19 protein-coding genes and 1 tRNA gene are annotated in these 20798 nt (G+C 33.8%); 2 read left to right on the top strand and 18 right to left on the bottom strand.

The window, feature by feature from the left end; translation table 11 throughout:
• Nucleotides 1–5: 5 nt before the first annotated feature.
• From HYN86_RS08510 to mraZ, 18 genes are all read right to left on the bottom strand, one after another.
• Complete coding sequence (locus tag HYN86_RS08510) at nucleotides 6–467, bottom strand: DUF3805 domain-containing protein (protein ID WP_162789332.1); 462 nt, start codon at nucleotides 465–467, stop codon at nucleotides 6–8.
• A gap of 84 nt (nucleotides 468–551) precedes the next feature.
• On the bottom strand, nucleotides 552–1109 hold the full coding sequence (locus HYN86_RS08505) for a suppressor of fused domain protein (protein WP_113677647.1): 558 nt from the start codon (nucleotides 1107–1109) through the stop codon (nucleotides 552–554).
• A gap of 257 nt (nucleotides 1110–1366) precedes the next feature.
• Nucleotides 1367–1440: transfer RNA gene (locus tag HYN86_RS08500), tRNA-Arg, on the bottom strand.
• Nucleotides 1441–1534: 94 nt separating this feature from the next.
• Nucleotides 1535–1984, bottom strand: a complete 450-nt coding sequence (locus HYN86_RS08495) for a GatB/YqeY domain-containing protein (RefSeq protein ID WP_113677646.1) — start codon at nucleotides 1982–1984, stop codon at nucleotides 1535–1537.
• Between the two features lie 206 nt (nucleotides 1985–2190).
• The gene (gene ftsZ / locus HYN86_RS08490; protein ID WP_113677645.1) at nucleotides 2191–4170 is read right to left on the bottom strand and encodes a cell division protein FtsZ; all 1980 of its coding nucleotides are present in this window, start codon (nucleotides 4168–4170) and stop codon (nucleotides 2191–2193) included.
• Nucleotides 4171–4257: 87 nt separating this feature from the next.
• Entirely contained in the window at nucleotides 4258–5667 is a 1410-nt protein-coding gene (gene ftsA, locus HYN86_RS08485) for a cell division protein FtsA (RefSeq protein WP_113677644.1), read from the bottom strand.
• A 6-nt stretch (nucleotides 5668–5673) separates the two neighbouring features.
• A complete protein-coding gene (locus HYN86_RS08480) occupies nucleotides 5674–6396 on the bottom strand; it encodes a cell division protein FtsQ/DivIB (protein ID WP_113677643.1) in 723 nt (240 codons plus the stop codon).
• Nucleotides 6383–7732: a UDP-N-acetylmuramate--L-alanine ligase gene (gene murC, locus HYN86_RS08475; RefSeq protein WP_113677642.1), complete on the bottom strand. Its 1350-nt coding sequence runs from the start codon at nucleotides 7730–7732 to the stop codon at nucleotides 6383–6385. Before murC ends, HYN86_RS08480 begins: the two co-directional genes overlap by 14 nt.
• A 202-nt stretch (nucleotides 7733–7934) precedes the next feature.
• Nucleotides 7935–9020: an undecaprenyldiphospho-muramoylpentapeptide beta-N-acetylglucosaminyltransferase gene (gene murG / locus HYN86_RS08470; protein WP_113677641.1), complete on the bottom strand. Its 1086-nt coding sequence runs from the start codon at nucleotides 9018–9020 to the stop codon at nucleotides 7935–7937.
• Nucleotides 9021–9060: 40 nt separating this feature from the next.
• Nucleotides 9061–10371 (bottom strand): FtsW/RodA/SpoVE family cell cycle protein, encoded by a 1311-nt coding sequence (locus tag HYN86_RS08465; RefSeq protein ID WP_113677640.1) that lies wholly within the window; start codon nucleotides 10369–10371, stop codon nucleotides 9061–9063.
• 71 nt (nucleotides 10372–10442) lie between these two features.
• Nucleotides 10443–11774 (bottom strand): UDP-N-acetylmuramoyl-L-alanine--D-glutamate ligase, encoded by a 1332-nt coding sequence (gene murD, locus HYN86_RS08460; RefSeq protein ID WP_113677639.1) that lies wholly within the window; start codon nucleotides 11772–11774, stop codon nucleotides 10443–10445.
• 63 nt (nucleotides 11775–11837) lie between these two features.
• The gene (locus tag HYN86_RS08455; RefSeq protein ID WP_113677638.1) at nucleotides 11838–12188 is read right to left on the bottom strand and encodes a four helix bundle protein; all 351 of its coding nucleotides are present in this window, start codon (nucleotides 12186–12188) and stop codon (nucleotides 11838–11840) included.
• A 52-nt stretch (nucleotides 12189–12240) separates the two neighbouring features.
• Nucleotides 12241–13476, bottom strand: coding sequence for a phospho-N-acetylmuramoyl-pentapeptide-transferase (gene mraY, locus HYN86_RS08450; protein ID WP_113677637.1), 1236 nt, complete (start codon nucleotides 13474–13476; stop codon nucleotides 12241–12243).
• Nucleotides 13477–13557: 81 nt separating this feature from the next.
• Nucleotides 13558–15021, bottom strand: a complete 1464-nt coding sequence (locus HYN86_RS08445; protein WP_113677636.1) for a UDP-N-acetylmuramoyl-L-alanyl-D-glutamate--2,6-diaminopimelate ligase — start codon at nucleotides 15019–15021, stop codon at nucleotides 13558–13560.
• Entirely contained in the window at nucleotides 15018–17027 is a 2010-nt protein-coding gene (locus HYN86_RS08440) for a penicillin-binding protein (RefSeq protein WP_113677635.1), read from the bottom strand. Before HYN86_RS08440 ends, HYN86_RS08445 begins: the two co-directional genes overlap by 4 nt.
• Entirely contained in the window at nucleotides 17018–17365 is a 348-nt protein-coding gene (locus HYN86_RS08435) for an FtsL-like putative cell division protein (protein ID WP_113677634.1), read from the bottom strand. The genes HYN86_RS08440 and HYN86_RS08435 overlap by 10 nt, the downstream gene beginning before the upstream one ends.
• 21 nt (nucleotides 17366–17386) lie before the next feature.
• On the bottom strand, nucleotides 17387–18295 hold the full coding sequence (gene rsmH / locus HYN86_RS08430; protein ID WP_205334640.1) for a 16S rRNA (cytosine(1402)-N(4))-methyltransferase RsmH: 909 nt from the start codon (nucleotides 18293–18295) through the stop codon (nucleotides 17387–17389).
• Nucleotides 18270–18743, bottom strand: coding sequence for a division/cell wall cluster transcriptional repressor MraZ (gene mraZ / locus HYN86_RS08425; RefSeq protein ID WP_113677633.1), 474 nt, complete (start codon nucleotides 18741–18743; stop codon nucleotides 18270–18272). Before mraZ ends, rsmH begins: the two co-directional genes overlap by 26 nt.
• A 378-nt stretch (nucleotides 18744–19121) precedes the next feature.
• Here mraZ and HYN86_RS08420 point away from each other — a divergent pair, with 378 nt between their 5' ends.
• Nucleotides 19122–19886: an alpha/beta fold hydrolase gene (locus HYN86_RS08420; protein ID WP_113677632.1), complete on the top strand. Its 765-nt coding sequence runs from the start codon at nucleotides 19122–19124 to the stop codon at nucleotides 19884–19886.
• 43 nt (nucleotides 19887–19929) lie between these two features.
• Nucleotides 19930–20562, top strand: coding sequence for a ribosome biogenesis GTP-binding protein YihA/YsxC (gene yihA / locus HYN86_RS08415; RefSeq protein ID WP_113677631.1), 633 nt, complete (start codon nucleotides 19930–19932; stop codon nucleotides 20560–20562).
• Nucleotides 20563–20798: the final 236 nt, after the last annotated feature.

Below are 20798 nucleotides of genomic sequence, written 5' to 3'. Positions count from 1 at the left end.
TGATGTTATTTCGATTTAATTGATTTTAATACTTCAATAACCCTATTTAGTTCTTCTTCTATTTCAGTTTTTCCGTTAAGATTTCCAATAATAAAGGAACAAACGTAAAATTTGTTATTTTCAATCAAATACCAATAATGAATTGCCTCATCATTTTTATTTTCAGAATAATAAACTCCATTGATATTGTTCCAATTAATATCCTGTCCATTGTTTTCAGTTAAAGTTTCTCTTAAGAATTCTTTTGGATTTTTAACCTTGTAATCCATGGGACTTATTCGTAAGTTTCCTGTCCATCTTGTAGTATCAAAAAAGGCATTAGTGTTTTTTTCGTCAGTTTCATATTCACTCCAATTCTCAGGAAGATTCATGGAATAATTATATTCAGAATTATATTGTTTCATTTTCAATTTGTTAGAGCAATTAGTTAAACCAATGAGAATCAGCATTAATATAATATGTTTCACTTTCATTTATTTAAAGTAGTATTCGATATATGATATAAACATTATTATCAAATGTATTAATCTTTTATTTTGCTAATCAACAATTTACACCAATGAGTTTCTCAATGGATTTAGGTAATCTAATTGTTTCTCTTCAAACAATTCTTCTAATGCCTCACAACCATACTCAATTTTATAATCTCTTTCTACTTGTGTAATCGGAATAAGCCAATAACAATGAATTACCTTTTCTTCAAATTGAAAAATTTCTAGATTATCTCCGTCAAGATAAGGTAATGAAATAAATGCATGGTCACAAATAGAATTTTCAAGCCAAGGTCTCCCAATATTTGAAGTATGGTGAATATTAAAAGGTGTCAGTCTGTGATGAGAAGCATGAACAGTCAATAATTCAACCAAAGAATTATCTTGTTTCGGAGAATAGATAACTAACTCAATTAAGTTATCGTCTATTAAATCGGCTGACATTCCAACAGTACAATATGTCCACATGTTGTGAACTTTATTTGGCGCAAATTCTAAAACGAAGAACTCAGGATGGGTTTTAAATGTAGGACCTATTTCCCACTTCATTTTTTTTCCAACAATTCCAAAATAGGAATTATAGTGATATGTTAAGTTTGTAGAATATTCTTTTTGCATTTACCTTTTATTGTGAAACAGAGTCAGTTTATGTCAAATCAATCTTGCAGACTATTATTTTGACAAAGTGAACTTAATAACTTTATCTTCAATATGCAAATAATAATTATAATCTAAAAATTTAGAGACTTGACGGAGTTCGAACCAAAATTTGCCGTAAACACTGATATTTCAAAAATTAAAATTTTAGATAATAATCTTCGAACCATAAAAAAGCCTGCAAAATATACACTTTGCAGGCTTTCATTTTTTTATAGTGACCGCGGAGGGGTTCGAACCCCCAACCCTCAGAGCCGAAATCTGATATTCTATCCAGTTGAACTACGCGGTCAAAATATTTAAAATTTTCAATTTTTTATCCCGAAGTTTCGGGACCAAATTCCAAGTTTTGCATTGGAATTTGGATTTTTTATTATTGGAATTTTCTAAGAAAGTAATTTTTTCACAATTGTAGAAATAGTTTTTCCTTCAGCAGTTCCTCCTAATTGTGCAGATGCCAATCCCATAACTTTTCCCATTGATGCAATTCCAGAAGCTCCTGTCTCTGCTATGATTTTAGCAATAACAGCTTCTACTTCTTCTTCGCTTAATTGAGCTGGCAAAAACTTCTCGATTACTGCAACCTGAGCCAATTCTGGTTCAGCTAAATCAGGACGGTTTTGCTCTGTAAAGATTCTTGCGCTTTCTTTACGGGTTTTTACCAATTTTTGAAGTAATTTAACTTCTTCATCTTCTGATAATTCTTCTTTTGATCCAGAAGAAGTGGCCGCTAGTAACAATTCAGATTTAATAGCTCTTAATGCTTCTAATGCAACAGTATCTTTTGCTTTCATGGCCGTTTTGATCTCGTCCATGATCTTTGCTTGTAAACTCATCTTTTGTCTTTTTATTTGAATAAGCAGTGCTTATAAATTGATATTTTATCTTGAAAGTTTGTTCTCGACTTCGCTCGAACTGACAATAGAATTAACTTTAAAAATCAACTTAAGAAGTCAAATTTTTAAATTCTGTGCGAAGATAAAAAAAATAACCCGAAAATTAAATCCAATTTTCGGGTCATCCTAATATTATGATGCTAAAATTAATCTACGTTATCGTGCAAAAATGAATTGTTTGAACGTAATTGTAAATCGTTGTTACTATCTGTCCCAACAGAAATTCTAGAATTTGTATTATTTGACTGTGAATTCGATAAATCAATTCCTAATCTTTTGTAAGCTGGTTCTTTTTCCAACTCGTCAATTCTAGAAACATTATTATGGAATTTATAGTTAAACTCTTTTAGTTTCTTTCTTCTTTCTTCTGCTCTTAAACGAAGTGTTTCTTCAATTGTTAATTCCATTGGAGAAACTTCAGAAGTTGTTGTAAAATCGGCTTGACTTGCAAAGTCTGTTCTTGGTTTCAAAGTAATATTTAATTCCTCTGGAACAACATCTTCAACCACTTTTTCAACTGGTTTAGAAGTCATCAAGTCGTTTTCAACTTCCATATATTCTTCTAGAGAATATTTGATAATTCCGTTATCAGAAACTTCTGTTACCGGCACAAACTGCACAGGATCATTTACTTTTATCTCACGTGTTTCGTTTGTCAATTCAAACAAAACTTTATTATCTTCAATAACTGGCTCTCTTTTTACAGGCTCTTGTTTAAACAAAGGAAGATCAAAAGAAAAAGTAGTCTGTTCTTCTCTTTCAAATACTCTTTGTTGCTGCACAGGCTGTTGTTGTTGTACTTGTTGTACAACTGGAGTTTCTGGTGCAGAAATTGTAAAATCGATATCTGTAATTGGCGAAACAATTTCGAAAGTTACATCCAGATTTTTAATAAACTCAGACATTACCACTAACTCTTCTTGATTAATTGCTGGAGCAACAGCTTGCGGAGTTGGTGTAAATGTTTCGTCATCATCCATTAAATCAAAAACAACTTTATCTTCCGTTTTTGCTGTAGGTGTATCAACTGTTAAGTCGAAAGAAGTTAGTGGTTTACTAGTTAAATTATGAACACTTCTCTGTTCATCTTCTAAAGTATGAATGATTTTTTTAGGTTCTGTGTTAACAATTTCATTTTGTTGTTCTACATCAAAACCCGTAGCAATGATAGTTACAGCAATAGCTTCACCAAGAGTTTCGTCTTCACCAACCCCCATGATAATATTTGCATTGTAACCAGCTTCAGCTTGAATGTGATCATTGATTTCCCCAATTTCATCAAGAGTAATCTCATTAGTTCCAGAAACGATAAGCAACAATACGTTTTTGGCACCTGTAATTTTATTGTCGTTTAACAAAGGAGAATCCAAAGCCGAAACAATAGCGTCTTTTGCTCTGTTTTCACCTGTTGCCACAGAAGATCCCATGATGGCAGTTCCGCTGTTAGATAAAACAGTTTTTGCATCACGTAAATCGATATTTTGAGTATAGTGGTGCGTAATTACTTCAGCAATACCTCTAGAGGCTGTTGCCAAAACTTCATCCGCTTTCGAGAATCCAGCTTTAAAACCAAGATTTCCGTATACTTCTCTTAATTTGTTGTTGTTGATTACAATTAATGAATCGACTTGCTTACGCAGTTTTTCGATTCCGATAATTGCCTGCTCCTGACGCACTTTCCCTTCAAATTGAAATGGAATGGTCACGATACCAACTGTTAGTATTTCTCTTTCTTTTGCTAATTGAGCGATTACCGGAGCAGCACCTGTTCCAGTTCCTCCACCCATACCCGCTGTAATAAATACCATCTTAGTATTTCTATCTAACATTTTTTCAATATCAGAAATACTTTCGATAGCAGACTGCTGTCCAACATCTGGGTTAGCACCCGCTCCTAATCCTTCAGTTAAATTAACTCCTAATTGAATTTTATTTGGTACTGAACTATTTTGAAGCGCTTGTGAATCGGTATTACAAACGATAAAATCTACGCCTTTAATACCTTGCTTGAACATGTGGTTGATTGCGTTACTTCCGCCTCCGCCTACACCTATTACTTTGATTACATTTGATTGATTTTTTGGTAAATCAAATGAAATACTTCCAAATTCTGAGTTGCTCATCATCTTTTTGGTTTTTGAAATTCTTATTTAGTACATTTTTTACTTCTTGACTTGGGGCAAAAAGTAATTTCCTTCTCTTGTTATTCTAATTTATTCTGCGTTGTCTAAAAATTCTTTGATTTTATCAACGTATCGATCAAAAAATGATCTTCTTATTTTGGTTTCAGTAGATTCTTCTTTAGATGCTTTATGATTTACAAGCTCTCTAGTATCTTCAATAGTTTCTACTTTTTCAACGTAATTTTCTTCAACTTCGTATCGTTGTACTGGAGTTGGTGCATTTCTGTAAACAACTTTTGTCTGTTCATTAACCAATTCCATTCTAACAGCACTTTGTGAACTGTTTTCAATACTATTCATTACTAATCCAACTGCCGTTGCAAATAATGGACTAGAAATTTCTTCTCCTGAGTTTCCTGCTAAATGCTCATTTGGATAACCAATTCTAGTATCCATTCCTGTAATGTATTCTACCAATTGTTTGATGTGCTTTAATTGCGCACCTCCACCTGTTAATACAATACCAGCAATCAGTTTTTTGCGAGGATCTTCGTGTCCATATGCTTTAATTTCTGCAAAAACCTGTTCTACAATTTCCACAACTCTTGCGTGAATAATTTTAGATAAGTTTTTTAATGAAATTTCTTTTGGTTCTCTTCCTCTCAAACCTGGAATCGAAACGATCTCATTATCTTTATTTTCTCCCGGCCACGCAGATCCAAATTTGATCTTTAAAAGTTCAGCTTGTTTTTCGATAATCGAACAGCCTTCTTTAATATCATCTGTAATTACATTTCCACCGAAAGGAATCACTGCCGTATGACGAATGATACCATCTTTGAAAATAGCCAAATCTGTTGTTCCGCCTCCAATATCGATAAGCGCAACACCAGCTTCTTTTTCTTCCTGACTTAAAACTGCATCAGCTGAAGCTAACGGTTCTAATGTTAAACCAGATAATTCAATTCCTGAACTTTGAATACATCTTCCAACATTTCTGATTGAAGATGCCTGCCCCACTACAACGTGAAAACTAGATTCTAATCTTCCGCCGTACATTCCGATTGGCTCTTTAATTTCAGACTGTCCGTCGATTTTAAATTCCTGCGGTAAAACATGGATAATTTCTTCCCCTGGTAACATCGCCAGTTTATTTACCTGATCGATTAAGAGTTGAATATCTTTTTCGCCAATTACTTCTTCTGGATTATTTCTGCTGATATAATCAGTATGCTGAATACTTCTGATGTGCTGCCCTGCAATACCTACAACAACATCTTTTATTTTGTAACCCGAATTATTTTCTGCTTCGATTATCGCCTGCTGAATCGATTGAATCGTCTGCGTAATGTTGTTTACTACTCCTCTGGCAACACCCAAACTTTTGGATTTACCAATGCCCAAAATCTCCAACTTACCATATTCATTTTTCTTACCAATCATGGCAACGATTTTGGTTGTTCCAATATCTAGACCTACTGCAATGTTATCTTTTTCCATTTTCTATTATTTAGTGCAAACTACTTGTTCCGTAAACCTAAGGTCAATCTTACTGTATTTATATAACGAACTATCTAAAACTGCTTTTTGAAAAAACGCTTTATAGTTTCTAAATTTCTTATCAACATTCATCGTTCTGCCGAAATCTATGAAGTAATCATAGTTACGATTAAACATTTTTAAGCTTCCATTCGGCATAATCTCTATTGCAATGATGTTTTTTTTCAAAAACGCATCGTCATAAATTGTGCGAAATAAAGCTGCTAAATCTTCGTTATTTTTTTCATTAATTGCCCCTGAAACAAGAGGAACTCTTGCAGTAAAATTGTCAGACAAAGGCATTTTATTACCCTCGTAATCAATATAAAAAGAAGCGTCGCCGTCATAAACTCTTGCTATGGGCGTCTTCTGTTTTACTACTGCTTTTAGAACTCCATCAATACTTACAAAAACATTTGACTTCTCAATCATCTCCTGCGTATCGAGGGTTTTCTCTATCTTATTCAAATCTACTTCATCTTTTCTAATACTGGAAGCGTCTCTTTTATTTTCTATCAACAATTTATTAACCGTTTCCGGCTTCACAAAAAGCGTATTTTCTCCTACAAAAACAACCATAGATTTTTTCAATTTTCGATCGCCATTTCGGTGCTGCGCGAAGGAAAATAAAAATAGTACAAGTCCGAAAATAAGTACTAATCTGATATTTGTCCAATTAAATATTTTCATTTAAAATCTTTTTAATTGACGGAACCATCTCTCCAAGATCACCAGCTCCAATTGTTACAATTATAGGTGCATCGCTGGCCTTAATTTCACCTAATAAATCTTCTTTTGAAACAATTTTTTTGTTCGAATTTGTCATTTTACCCAAAAGCCATTCAGAAGTCACTCCTTCCATTGGAAGCTCTCTAGCTGGGTAAATATCCATCAATAACACTTCGTCAAATTTTGATAAGCTTTCGGCAAATCCGTCAGCAAAATCCCTTGTTCTACTGAACAAATGCGGCTGAAAAACTGCCAGTACTCTTCGCCCTGGATACAACTCTCTAACTGCTTGATGAACAGCATTAATCTCTGTTGGATGATGTGCATAATCATCAATATAAACTAAATTTTCACTCTTAATTTGATACGAAAAACGTCTTCTGATTCCGTTGAATGAAGCAATCGCTTTTGCAATCGAATCGGTTGGAGTCCCAAACGTTTTAGCCATTGCAATAGCCATTAATACATTCATTAAATTATGTTTTCCAGGCAGTCCAAAATGAAGATCTTTCATAATTTCTGACGGCGTCTGCACATCAAAAACATAAGCTCCATCTTCTATTCTAACATTAAACGCTTTATATACAGCATCTTCATTTATAGCACATTGAACACCCTCTAAAGGTAATTCTTTGGTTATGAAGAGGTTATTTTTATCTTCAACTTTTGAAGCAAATTCTCTAAATGACTCTTCAATGGCATCACTTGTTCCGTAGATATCTAAATGATCCGCATCCATAGACGTCACACACGCGATATCTGGACGTAAATGCAAAAATGACCTATCAAATTCATCAGCTTCAACAACGGTTACTGTTTTCCCGCTTCCAATTAGGTTTGAATTATAATTTTCAACAATTCCTCCAATAAAAGCTGTTACATCTGCACCGCTTTGAAACAAAATATGACCAAGGATACTCGAAGTTGTTGTTTTTCCGTGCGTTCCGGCAACTGCAAAGCAAAATGTATCTTTACTTATAATTCCAAGAACTTCTGCACGTTTTTTAACTTCATAATGTCTTTCTATGAAATAATTCCACTCAGAATGTGTTTTTGGAACCGCCGGCGTAAAAATTACCAGTGTATTCTCTACATAATAATCGGTTGGAATTAAACTAATATTATCTTCAAAATGAATATCAATACCACTTTCAATCAATTCATTTGTCAGCATAGAAGGTGTTTTGTCATAACCTGAAACTTGTTTTCCAATATATTTGAAATAACGAGCCAAGGCACTCATTCCGATTCCTCCGATACCAATAAAATAAACGTTTTGTATTTGATTTAAATTCATCTTAATTTCTTCTTTAAGTATTAAGCTTCAGGCGCTAAACCATAAACTTTATGCTTTCTAATTGTGTTAAGCTTTCATCTTGGTTTTTCCTAAAAAACTAAAAACTAAGCTATTATGTTTTTATACTTATAAGAATCGAATTTCCCCTAAAATAGCGTTCTTCTTTTCTCTTGCTGTTGTATAATTTTCGTCAAAATTTATATTATAACAACTTTTTAATTTCTTCAACAATTACTTTTGTCGCGTTTGGCATAGCCAATTTTTTAATATTATCACTTAATTGTTTCTGCTTTCCCTGATCTTTCAGCAACGCTTCAAAAACAATGCTAAACTGGCTTTCCAACTCAGATTCTTTTAACAAAATTGCACCTTTTGCATCTACTATTGCCTGCGCATTTTTAGTCTGGTGATCCTCAGCTACATTAGGCGATGGAATAAAAATCAATGGTTTTCCAACAATACATAATTCTGATACTGAAGAAGCCCCTGCACGTGAAATTATGACATCTGATGCTGCATAAACAAAATCCATTCTTTCAATAAAATCGACCACTTTTACATTGGACTGATTGTATTTTTTATAATCTTCAAAATATAATTTTCCACATTGCCAGATTACCTGAACATTTTGCGAAAGAAAATTTTGTAATTCTTTTTCAATTAACTGATTGATTCTTCTTGCTCCTAAACTTCCTCCTAAAACCAATACTGTTTTTTTATTCGGATCTAAGCCGTAAAAAGCAATTGCTTCATCACGTTTACTTTCTATATCAATTAAATCCTGACGCACTGGATTTCCTGTCAATACAATTTTTTCTTTTGGAAAAAAACGCTCCAAATTTTGATAAGCGACACAAATTTTGTTTGCTTTTTTACTCAACAATTTATTCGTGATTCCTGGAAATGAATTCTGTTCTTGAACCACTGTCGGAATTCCTGCTGATCCCGCCGCCTGAAGTAATGGTCCGCTGGCAAAACCACCAGTTCCGATTACCACATTTGGTTTGAATTTTTTAATAATTCTTCTTGATTCCAGTAAACTACTTGCTAGTTTAAGAGGAAACATCATATTTTGTAAAGTCAATTTTCGTTGTAAACCAGCTATCCAAAGACCTTTTATTTCGTAACCTGCCTGAGGCACTTTCTGCATTTCCATTTTATCTTTGGCACCAACAAAAAGAAATTCTGCATCAGGAAATTGTAATTTTAATTCATTTGCAATCGCAATCGCAGGATAAATATGCCCTCCTGTTCCTCCTCCGCTAAGTATGAATTTATACTTTGTCATCATTTAAAAAATTACAACGTTTTTAAAACTATTCTTTATTTTATTTGTTTAAAACTGCATTCATCGGATTTCTCGAATTATCTTCAATCGAATACATTTCTTCTTCTTCATATATTTCTTGAGGAACTAAATCTTCTTCAGCCAGTTCTTTATCAATCAATCGCTGTAATGCTTCTTTTCGTTTTTCTTTTTCCTTTTTTTCTTCGACGATTTCTTCCTCTTTTTTCGTAACGCTAATTATTATTCCCAGCGAGAAACAAGTCATCCAGATCGAACTTCCTCCACTACTTATCAATGGCAGTGTCTGTCCAGTTACTGGAAGCAGCTCAACCGCAACGGCCATATTAATCATTGCTTGGAATATCATCGGAAATCCAAGTCCGACGACGACTAATTTTCCAAATAGGGTATTGGCTTTATGAGAGGCAATCACAAATCTGAACAATAACAATAAATACAGAACTAATATAGAAACGCCACCAACTAAGCCATATTCTTCTACAACAATCGCGTAAATAAAATCTGAAGATGATTGTGGAAGAAAGTTCTTTTGAACACTTTTCCCAGGTCCTAGTCCGCCTAATCTTCCTGAAGCAATTGCAATTTTTGCCTTTTCGATTTGATAATCGTCTTCTTCTGGTTTATCTGTCGTAAAGTTCATGATACGGCTTTCCCATGTTGAAACCCTGCTGAAAAACCTAGAGTCTGGAAAAGCTTTAGCTACCAAAAGAAAAAATGCCAGCATTGCAATTCCTGAACCTATAATAAAACCTATATATTTTAATGGATATTTACCAATAAACGTCAGCATCATAACCATCGAAAAAATCAACGCTGTGGTCGAAAAGTTGGCTGGTAATATAAGTGCCAAAGTGATAAATACCGGAATCCAAAGCTGAATAAATGAGGTTTGAAAAGGCTCATTTTCTTCTTTTGTTTTTGACAAATAACGGGCAACATAAATAAACAATACGCTTGCCGCTAAAGTCGAAGTCTGAAATGTGATGCCGATAAACGGAACCTGAATCCAACGACTTGCATTTGCCCCCGCAATGACGGTTCCTTTTAACAACGTATACAATAACAAAATCCAAACTACTGGAAGAGCTATTTTAGAAATCGCTCTAAAATAATGATACGGTACTTTGTGAACCCAGTAAATAATTAGAAAACCTATACAAACGTGAGCCAAATGTTTAACCAAGTAACCCAATGTATTACCAGTTCCATGACCAATATAAGCCAGATTACTACTCGCACTAAAAACAGGCATAAACGAAAATAACGCCAATAAGGCCACAAATGACCATATTACCCTATCTCCTTTTAGTTTGTTTACTAATTGCTTCATTGTTTTTAGTTTCAGGTTTCTTTTGTTTCAAGTTTCAAGTTCCTCATAACATGAAACTTGAAACTTTTATTCTACAAGTTATGTACCGCTTGCTTAAATTGCTTTCCACGATCTTCGTAGTTTTCGAATAAATCGAAACTTGCGCAGGCTGGAGACAACAATACTGCATCGCCTTTTTCCGTTAATCTCTGAGCAGTTTTTACTGCATCGTTCATATTGTTCACTTCAACCATAATATCAACAACGTTTCCAAAAGCATCTATAATTTTACGGTTGTCTACTCCTAAACAAATAATCGCTTTTACTTTTTCGCGTACTAATGACATTAATTCGTTGTAATCGTTTCCTTTGTCAACACCACCCACGATCCATACGGTTGGAACATTCATACTGTCTAAAGCAAAGAATGTAGCATTTACATTAGTAGCTTTTGAGTCGTTGATGTATTGTACGTTTTGTATTTTTAATACTTTTTCTAAACGGTGCTCAACACCTTGAAAATTAGATAAACTTTCACGAATAGTTGCATTTCTAATCTGCATCAATTTCGCCACAGAGCTTGCTGCCATTGCATTTTTCATATTATGTTTTCCTTCTAACGCAATGTATTCTGTTTCCATTGTAAACTCTTCTTGGTTGATCTTTATTTCCATTTTGTTGTTATTTATAGAAGCCCCTTCATCGAATGTTTTCGTTAATGAAAAAGGAATTAATTTTGCTTTTGTTTTGTTACTCTTTAACCATTCTGTACTTGCCTCATCGTCTGCATCGTAAATGAGATAGTCGCTTTCGGTCTGGTTCATCGTTATCCGGAATTTCGAATTAATATAATTTTGATATTTATATTCGTATCGATCTAAATGGTCTGGACTAATATTGGTTATTATGGCAATATCTGGTCTGTAATCTATTATTCCGTCTAACTGAAAACTGCTTAATTCAAGAACGTATGCATCAAATTTATTTTCGGCTACCTGCCAGGCAAAGCTCTTTCCGATATTACCGCCTAAACCGACATTTAATCCTGCCGATTTCAGCAAATGATAAGTCAGCATTGTTGTTGTTGTCTTGCCATTGCTTCCTGTAATTCCAACTGTCATTGCTTCTGTAAAAGGTGCCGCAAATTCAATTTCCGAAATCACCTTAACCCCTGCTGCAATCAGCTTTTTTACTATGGGAGATTTCTCTGGAATTCCTGGGCTTTTCATAACCACATCGGCATTCAAAATCAAATCTTCTGTATGCTGTTCTTCTTCCCAGGCAATTTTATTAATGATAAGAACTTCTTTGTAACTCTCTTTTATCTTTCCAAAATCTGATACGAAAACGTCGTATCCTTGTTTTTTACCGAGGATTGCGGTTCCAACTCCACTTTCTCCTCCTCCTAACACTACTAATCTCATAGTTTTTTTAATTAAAAATTCAGAATTAAAAATTAAAAATCAGTTGTGACTTTCAATGAATTCCTATTTTCCTTTTAGGGTTAGTATAATTTTCGCTAATATTCTGCAAATTTCATTAGCTTCACCAAAGATGCTGTCAAATTCATTTACAGAGATATAATCTGTTGCTTTTAATAATTTCAACCAATAAATTGTTTCTCTAGCTTCCTTATATGAAATTTCAAGCTTGAATAAAAACTCCTTATCAGAACGTCCTCCAATCGATTCTTCGATGTTTGCTCCAATTGAAGTTCCACATCTTAAAAGTTGTTTACTTAAAACAAACTCCTTTTTTGTATTAGTTAGATATTTATATAAATTGATTATTCTAACCGCAAAGAGAAATGATTTCTCTTGGACAATATTCTCCTTCATCTACAAGAACGTGCAACCTTTAATTTTTAATTCTAAATTTTTAATTTAAAATTTATCTCAGTTTTAATGTAATAATTGATAATATGGCCAGCATTACTGCAACAATCCAGAAACGGGTCACGATTTTACTTTCATGATATCCTTTTTTCTGATAATGATGATGAAGCGGTGACATCAAGAAAATTCTGCGACCTTCACCAAACCTCTTTTTTGTATATTTAAAATAAGATACCTGAATAATTACCGAAGCACTTTCTGCCAAGAAAATACCACAGAATAATACAATTAATATTTCTTTACGAACCGCAATTGCCAAAACAGCGATGATTCCTCCAATTGTTAAACTTCCTGTATCACCCATAAACACAGACGCCGGATATGAATTGTACCAAAGAAAACCAATCAGCGCTCCAACAAATGCCGAAATAAAAACCGTCATTTCTCCCGAATTGGGGATATACATAATATTCAGATAATTCGAGAAAATAATATTTCCAGAAACAAACGTGAATATACCAAGGGCGAGGACAGAAATTGCCGACGTACCTGCAGCGAGTCCGTCGATTCCATCTGTTAAATTAGCTCCGTTTGAAACTGCAGTGATGATAAAAATTACAACTGGAATAAATATTAACCAAGCCCATTTTTCATATCCATCTCCCATAAAAGATAAGATCTCAGCATAATCAAACTCATTGTTTTTTACAAAGGGAATTGTCGTTGCTGTGGATTTTTCTTCAATAGGCGCTGGCAATACAAGAGTTGTAGCAGCAGTGTTTGTTCTAAAAACGTCTGTACGGCCTGTATCTGTTCTTACTGTAACAGCAGGGTTAAAGTAAAGAACCGCTCCAACGATAATTCCTAAACCAACCTGACCAATAACTTTAAAAATACCTTTAAGTCCTTGTTTATCTTTTTTGAATATTTTGATGTAATCGTCAACAAAACCAATTGTCCCCATCCATAAGGTAGTTACAATAAGTAATACTATATAAATATTATGCAGTCGGGCAAATAACAAAACAGGCAGTAAGGTTGCAAAAATAATGATCAACCCTCCCATTGTCGGCGTACCAGCTTTTTCATTTTGACCTGCTAGACCTAGCTCACGAACTGTCTCACCAACTTGCTGGCGGCGTAAAAAGTTAATTACTCTTTTACCATAAATAGTCGAGAGAAGCAGTGAAAGCATAAATGCTAAAGCAGATCTAAATGTGATGTACTGAAACACTCCTGTTCCCGGTATATCCAATGTTTTGTCAAAATATTCAAATAAATAGTATAGCATATATCTTTTATTTTAAATTCCAATTTTGAAACTCCAAATTCCAATTCATTCTGTGGTACTTTCGGATTTAAAAACTGATTGTTATTTATTTAATTGATTTAAAATTTCCTTTACTGTTTCCATGTCATCAAAATGGTGGCGTACACCATTTATCTCCTGATAGGTTTCATGTCCTTTACCTGCAATGAGAATAATATCTTTTGGCTGAGCCAATTGACAAGCGGTTTTAATTGCTTGCTTTCTATCTGTAATTCGCAGCATTTTTTTATAGTTCTGAGGCTCAACTCCCTGCTCCATTTCATCCAAAATAACTTCTGGATCTTCATTTCGTGGATTATCCGAAGTCAGAATAGCTTTATCGCTTAAATCTGAAGCAATCTTTGCCATTATTGGACGTTTCGTTTTATCTCTGTTTCCGCCGCATCCAACAACAGTAATTAACTGTTCATTTTTTGTACGAATATCATTCACCGTTTTCAAAACATTCTCCAATGCATCTGGCGTATGCGCGTAATCTACAATTGCAGTAATGTTTTCATCTGATACGATATATTGAAAACGACCCGAAACACTTTCTAAATCAGACAGTAAGCGCAACGCTTCAAGGCTATCAATTCCCAGCTCTACAGCTGTTCCATATATAGCTAAAACATTGTATGCATTAAAAGTTCCGATTAGTTTTACCCAAACTTCATTATCATTAACTTTTAATAATAGTCCAGATAATTGACTCTCTAGAATCTGAGCTCTATAATCTGCATAAGATTTTAAAGCGTAAGTCAGTTTTTTAGTTGCAGTATTTTGCAGCATTACTGATCCGTTTTTATCATCAATGTTTGTCAGAACGAAAGCTGACTTTGGAAGCGAATCAAAAAACGACTTCTTAACATCTCTATATTCAGCAAATGTTGGATGATAATCTAGGTGATCGTGAGAAAGGTTCGTGAAAATTCCGCCAACAAAATGCAAGGCTTCTGTACGTTTTTGATGAATTCCATGCGAACTTACTTCCATAAAACAATGCGTAACTCCAGCTTCAATCATTTCGTTTAAGTAATGATTAATAGTAAGAGAATCTGGCGTTGTATGCGTTGCAGGATATTCTGTTTTATCAACCATGATTTTTACTGTTGATAATAACCCAACTTTAAAACCTGCTTTTTGAAATAATTGGAATAATAATGACGCAATTGTTGTTTTTCCGTTTGTACCCGTTACACCAACTAATTTTAATTTTGAAGATGGATCCTCAAAATAATTAGCCGCCATAAAAGCCAAAGCTGTATTGGTATCTTTTACCTGAATGTACGTAACATCTTTGGTAATATTTTCTGGAAGCGTATCGCAGATAATTGCTTTTGCTCCTAATTGAATTGCTTTTTCAATATAATCATGTCCATCTGAAAGTGAACCACGAATTGCCACAAAAACATCATTTGCTTCAACTTTACGTGAATCAAATTCAATTTTATGAATAGCAGTTTCTGTCGAACCTTTTACAGATTCAATAGCTACTTTATATAATATGTCTTTTAATATTTTCACGATAATTCTAATACAATTGTTGTGTTCTTGCTAATATTGGTTCCAGCTTGAATCGATTGATTTTTTACTTTCCCCATTCCATTTACTTTTACTTTTAAACCTAAATTTTCCAGTAAAGCAATTGCGTCCATTCCCGGCATTCCTTTTAAATTCGGAATCTGATTAATTTTTTTATTGGCTTCTGCGATATATTTATCATAACTAGAATCCTGTTTTGGAACTCTAGAATCTAATTTTTTAATTTTATTGGTCGAAGGCGCGTCTGTAAAAATCTTTTGAGCAATTCTCTTAAAAACCGGCCCTGCAACATCGGCACCATAATAATTATTTTTAGATGTATTTGGTTTATGAACCACTACAATACAAGAATATTTTGGATGATCTGCTGGAAAATATCCCACAAAAGAAGAAGCATAATACAACGCTGATTTCCCGTCTTTTCCTCCATAATTCATCTGAGCCGTTCCAGTTTTTCCAGCCATCGAAAAATCTTTCGAGTACAATTTAGAACCTGTCCCTTTCTTCACCACATTAAGCAGTACTGCTTTCACTTTCTTTAATGTTTCTGGCGAACATACTTTTGGATTTATAACTTCAACATCAAATTTCTTGATGGTTTTATTCCACTCTTTAATTTCAGACACAAATTGCGGTTTTACCATCACACCTTCATTTGCAACTGAATTGTACAATGCTAAAGTCTGCATTGGCGTGACTGAAACTCCGTATCCAAATGCCATCCAAGGAAGCGAAACTCCCGACCAATGTTTATCTCCCGGTTGCGGTATGTATGGTCTTCCTTCGCCCTTAAAGTGCAATCCTAGCGTCTTATTTAATCCATAACTATTGACATGATTAACAAATTTTGACGGATTGTTTTTATATGCCTCGTAAACCGCTTGAACCATGACAGTATTTGATGAAAGTTCAAATCCGCGTGCCAATGAAACTTTTCCATAACCTCCGTTGTGAGAGTCACGAACCGATCTTCCATAATATTTAACTACACCATTATGGCTGTCATAAACCGTACTAGTATCTGCAACTTTATCTTCCAGAATTGCCATCAAGTCGACCAGCTTAAAAGTTGAACCTGGTTCGTGAGATTCGGCAATTGCGTAATTTGTTGTTTCGTAATACGATCCGTCTTGAGCCCTTCCTAAATTTGAAATTGCTTTTACATGACCTGTTTGTGTTTCCATCACCACCACACAACCGTGGTCTGCCTCATAATCTTGCAATTGTTTCAGCAAAGCATGGTGTGCAATATCCTGAATGAAAACGTCTATAGTCGAAATAACATCGTAGCCATCAATGGGATCTACTTCATTCAAATCACGAATTGGTTTCCACTGCCCTTTTGCAATTTTCTGCTTTAGAATTTTACCGTCTTTTCCGTTCAAATAACTTTTAAAAGCCCATTCAATTCCTTTTCCAACTTCTATCCCAGTTGCAGGATCAACTCGGTCGTAACCAATTGTTCTTTCCGCAATTTTTCCAATCGGATGTTTTCTAACGGTTTCCTGCTCAACAATAATTCCTCCTTTAAAAGCACCTAAATTGAATAATGGAAAACCTTTAATTTTTACATATTCGGTATAACTTAAATTGCGAGCAATCAAGTAATAACGATTTTTATTTTCTCTCGCTTTTCTTAATTCTTTTTCATAATATGCTCCTGGTCTATCCAAAACAGTCGCTAATGAATCTGCTAATGCTTTTACATATTTTTCGAAAGTCTCTTTTTTTGGTGCTTTTGCATCAAAACGAATCTCGTAATTCGGAATTGAAGTTGCCAACAAACTTCCATCGGCAGAATAAATATTTCCTTTGTTTGCAGGAATAACAAAATTTCTAACTGTACGCTGCTTAGCCAGTTTTCTATAATAATCTCCTTCAACCCACTGAATATTGGTTAATTTAACAACAATAGCAATTGCCATCAAAAAGATGAAAACTGCTACGAGGTAAATTCTGTAGGATATATGTTTATCTTCTACTGCCATATTCTTTTAAAGAAACTTTTTTCTTCTTCTTTTGTAACTTCTATTTTCGTTGGAGGAACTGTTGACGGAAAAATTTGTTTTTCTAACATTTTATCCGAGATCGTCGACTCCATTTTTAATTTCATCAATTCAGAACGTCGATCTACAAATTCAGATCTCAATTCTTTTACTTCGTTGTTTAATTTCGCAATTTCAAAAACCTTTTGCTCGTATCGCTGTGTATTGGCAATCATCAAAATGGCCAGCAGAATTATAAAAACAATAAAACGCCAGTTTTTTACTGCATCTTCATGAATCAGGAATCTTGCTTTTAATATGCTAAACACACCACTTTTCATTTTTTCCTACCTTAATATATATTATATCTTTTCAGCAACTCTTAATTTGGCACTTCTTGCTCTATTATTGATTTTGATTTCCTCATTGTCTGGAACAATCAATTTTCCTATTGTTTTAAATGGAACTGAAAAATTTCCAAAAAAATCTCTTTCCGGCTCTCCTTCAAACATTCCGTTTTTGATAAATCTTTTTACAAGACGATCTTCTAACGAATGATAGGAGATTACAGAAAATCTTCCTCCCGGTTTCAAAATCTCTAATGACTGCTCGATAAATTCTTTCAAAACATCCATTTCCTGATTTACCTCAATTCGAATGGCCTGATAAATCTGGGCCAATATTTTATTTCGAACTTTCTCTGGCAGATATTTTTTCAAAACATCTTTTAATTCGTCTGTCGTTTTAATCGGATAATCTCTTCTCGCTTCTACAATTGTTCTTGCTAAAACCGGCGCATTTTTCAACTCCCCATAATCAAAAAAAACACGACGTAAATCCTGTTCTTCATATTCGTTAACCACCCGATAAGCATTCAAATCATTTTTTTGACTCATCCGCATATCTAGTTCGGCATCAAATCTGGTTGAAAAACCTCTTTCTGGAACATCGAACTGATGTGAGGAAACTCCCAAATCTGCCAAGATTCCATCTACCGATTTTACTCCGTGAAAACGCAAAAACCTTTTTATGAACCTAAAATTCTCATTTATCAAAGTAAACCTTTCGTCTGGCAATGCATTAGCAAGCGCATCTTCGTCTTGATCAAATGCAAACAGCCTTCCGTTTGGCCCTAATCTTTTTAAAATCTCTTTTGAATGACCACCGCCTCCAAACGTAACATCTACATACACACCATCAGGTTTAATATTTAAACCATCTACTGTTGGATGAAGCAAAACCGGATTATGATATTCCATTGTCGTCGTCATTAATATTTCCCATTACTTCTTCGGCTAAGTCTGCAAAATCCATATCTTCGCCGCTTATTGATTTTTCGTATAAATCTTTATCCCAAATCTCCACAATATTAACAGCAGATGAAAAAACCACATCTTTAGAAATACTTGCAAACGTTACCAAGTCTTTTGGAACGAGCAGTCTTCCTAATGCATCAACCTCAACTATTTTAACACCAGCAGTAAACCTCCTAATGAAATCGTTATTCTTTTTTACAAAGCGATTAAGCTTGTTGATTTTTTTCATCATCGCATCCCATTCTTCCATAGGATACAATTCTAAACACGGCTGAAAAACAGAACGCTTCAAAACAAATCCGCTTTGAAGAGAAGCAGTCAATTGCTTTTTCAAAGGTGCAGGCATCATCAGCCTCCCTTTAGCATCGACTTTACATTCATATGTTCCAACAATTGTGTTCAAGAAAAACTAGTTAACATGTTATACAGCAAAAATATAAAAAAAAATACCACATTTTACCACTTTATACCACTTTGTTAATAAGTTTAACCACTTTGCTACCACTTTTTATAATTCACAATCAATCAATACCTTAACTATTAATTAACAGATTATTAAATCCGTTATTCATTCAAAAAAATAATGCGCTAATTTTCTTAAAAAATTGATTATAATGCAGATTTCTTAACATTTAAAGAATTTAACAAATTACACTCTAAATACTGATTTTTAGCGATTTATAAATCCTACTGAAATTATCTAGTTAAAAAATGGCAGCAAAAATTCATTTTTATTTATTTAACCCTATATTTGTCGAAATTGAAATTGGCATTAGATTAGATGGACAAACACTACAAAAAAGAAGGCAAATACAGCTATTTTGAAGCTGGAGAAGGTACACCTATCGTTATTCTGCATGGGTTAATGGGAGGTCTTAGTAACTTTGATGGTGTAGCACAATATTTCCCAACAAAAGGATATAAAGTTGTTATTCCGGATTTGCCAATATATACTCAAAGTATTTTAAAAACTAACGTAAAAAGTTTTGCCAAGTATGTAAAGGATTTTATCACTTTTAAGGGATTTGACAAAGTGATTCTTCTTGGAAATTCTTTAGGAGGACATATCGCATTGTACCATACTAAACTTTACCCTGAAAAAGTTGCCGGACTTGTAATTACCGGAAGTTCTGGTCTTTACGAAAGCGCAATGGGAGACAGCTACCCAAGAAGAGGTGATTACGAATACATCAAAAAGAAAGCTGAAGATGTATTTTACGACCCAAAAATTGCAACTCCGGAACTTATTGATGAAGTTTACGCAACCGCTAATGACCGCATCAAATTAATTAAAACTTTAACGATTGCCAAAAGTGCAATTCGTCATAATATGGCTAAAGATTTACCAAAAATGGATGTAGAAACCTGCATTATTTGGGGTAAAAATGATTCTGTTACACCGCCAAATGTTGCAGAAGAATTTGATAAATTATTGCCAAATTCAACTTTGTATTGGATTGACAAATGTGGACACGCCGCTATGATGGAACATCCTGATGAATTCAATGAAATTCTAGAGAAATGGCTCACTGAGCAGAAATTATAGCCTCTGACTTTCGATTTTAAGAAGGTTTTAAAAAACAAAATACATGAAAATTAACAGCGCCGAATTTATTATCAGTAATTCTGATGCTTCAAAATGCCCAGCTGAATTTCTGCCGGAATACGCATTTATAGGCCGATCAAACGTAGGTAAATCATCTTTGATAAATATGATTACCAACCATAAAAACTTAGCAAAAACATCTGGAAGACCAGGAAAAACTCAATTAATAAATCACTTTAAAATCAACAACAATTGGTTTTTGGTCGATTTACCTGGTTACGGTTATGCTAAAGTTTCAAAAAAAACTAAATCTGTTTTTCAACAGTTTATCACTGATTATTTTGAAAATAGAGAACAACTTGTTTGTGCTTTTGTTTTGATTGATATTCGCCACGAAGCCCAAAAAATTGACATTGAATTTATGTCTTATATGGGAGAAAGCGAAATTCCGTTCTGTATAATTTTTACTAAAGCAGATAAAATCAGTAAAGTAAAAATAGACTCACACATTGCAGCTTACAAAAAACAAATGTACGCCAACAACTGGGCTGAAATGCCGCAATATTTTATAACCTCATCTACAGAATCAATAGGAAAAGAAGAACTTTTGTCTTATATCGACGAAGTAAACCAAGAGGTTTTTAAAAACAACAGCGGATTTTTAAATTCAATTTAAAGTATCAATTCTAAATATTTAAACTTCAAATTCTAAAGTACTAAAAAATGGAATTTGGAGTTTTTTTTATTATTAGTCAGCAGTTTTAGAAAATTCGAGAATATCTTTCAACTTGAATTCCTTGGCATTCCTTTTATATCTTAAAACTTTCCATTCTTTAAATATTAGAAATTGATACAAGATGTAAAACAGAGAATTAAAAAACCAAAAATCAAGCAAAAATGGTTCTGTAAAAA

Origin of the sequence: Flavobacterium fluviale (assembly GCF_003312915.1) — a bacterium.
Taxonomy (GTDB): Bacteria; Bacteroidota; Bacteroidia; order Flavobacteriales; family Flavobacteriaceae; genus Flavobacterium; species Flavobacterium fluviale.
This window is presented reverse-complemented; position numbering and strand designations above follow the sequence as displayed.

Coding starts and splice junctions, on each gene's coding strand:
- HYN86_RS08495 (WP_113677646.1), bottom strand. CDS start 1,984: ATGAGTTTACAAGCAAAGATCATGGACGAGATCAAAACGGCCATGAAA.
- ftsA (WP_113677644.1), bottom strand. CDS start 5,667: ATGGAAAAAGATAACATTGCAGTAGGTCTAGATATTGGAACAACCAAA.
- murG (WP_113677641.1), bottom strand. CDS start 9,020: ATGACAAAGTATAAATTCATACTTAGCGGAGGAGGAACAGGAGGGCAT.
- HYN86_RS08435 (WP_113677634.1), bottom strand. CDS start 17,365: ATGAAAAGTGGTGTGTTTAGCATATTAAAAGCAAGATTCCTGATTCAT.
- HYN86_RS08465 (WP_113677640.1), bottom strand. CDS start 10,371: ATGAAGCAATTAGTAAACAAACTAAAAGGAGATAGGGTAATATGGTCA.
- HYN86_RS08455 (WP_113677638.1), bottom strand. CDS start 12,188: ATGAAGGAGAATATTGTCCAAGAGAAATCATTTCTCTTTGCGGTTAGA.
- murC (WP_113677642.1), bottom strand. CDS start 7,732: ATGAATTTAAATCAAATACAAAACGTTTATTTTATTGGTATCGGAGGA.
- mraY (WP_113677637.1), bottom strand. CDS start 13,476: ATGCTATACTATTTATTTGAATATTTTGACAAAACATTGGATATACCG.
- HYN86_RS08420 (WP_113677632.1), top strand. CDS start 19,122: ATGGACAAACACTACAAAAAAGAAGGCAAATACAGCTATTTTGAAGCT.
- murD (WP_113677639.1), bottom strand. CDS start 11,774: ATGAGATTAGTAGTGTTAGGAGGAGGAGAAAGTGGAGTTGGAACCGCA.
- HYN86_RS08505 (WP_113677647.1), bottom strand. CDS start 1,109: ATGCAAAAAGAATATTCTACAAACTTAACATATCACTATAATTCCTAT.
- HYN86_RS08440 (WP_113677635.1), bottom strand. CDS start 17,027: ATGGCAGTAGAAGATAAACATATATCCTACAGAATTTACCTCGTAGCA.
- yihA (WP_113677631.1), top strand. CDS start 19,930: ATGAAAATTAACAGCGCCGAATTTATTATCAGTAATTCTGATGCTTCA.
- rsmH (WP_205334640.1), bottom strand. CDS start 18,295: ATGACGACGACAATGGAATATCATAATCCGGTTTTGCTTCATCCAACA.
- HYN86_RS08480 (WP_113677643.1), bottom strand. CDS start 6,396: ATGAAAATATTTAATTGGACAAATATCAGATTAGTACTTATTTTCGGA.
- ftsZ (WP_113677645.1), bottom strand. CDS start 4,170: ATGATGAGCAACTCAGAATTTGGAAGTATTTCATTTGATTTACCAAAA.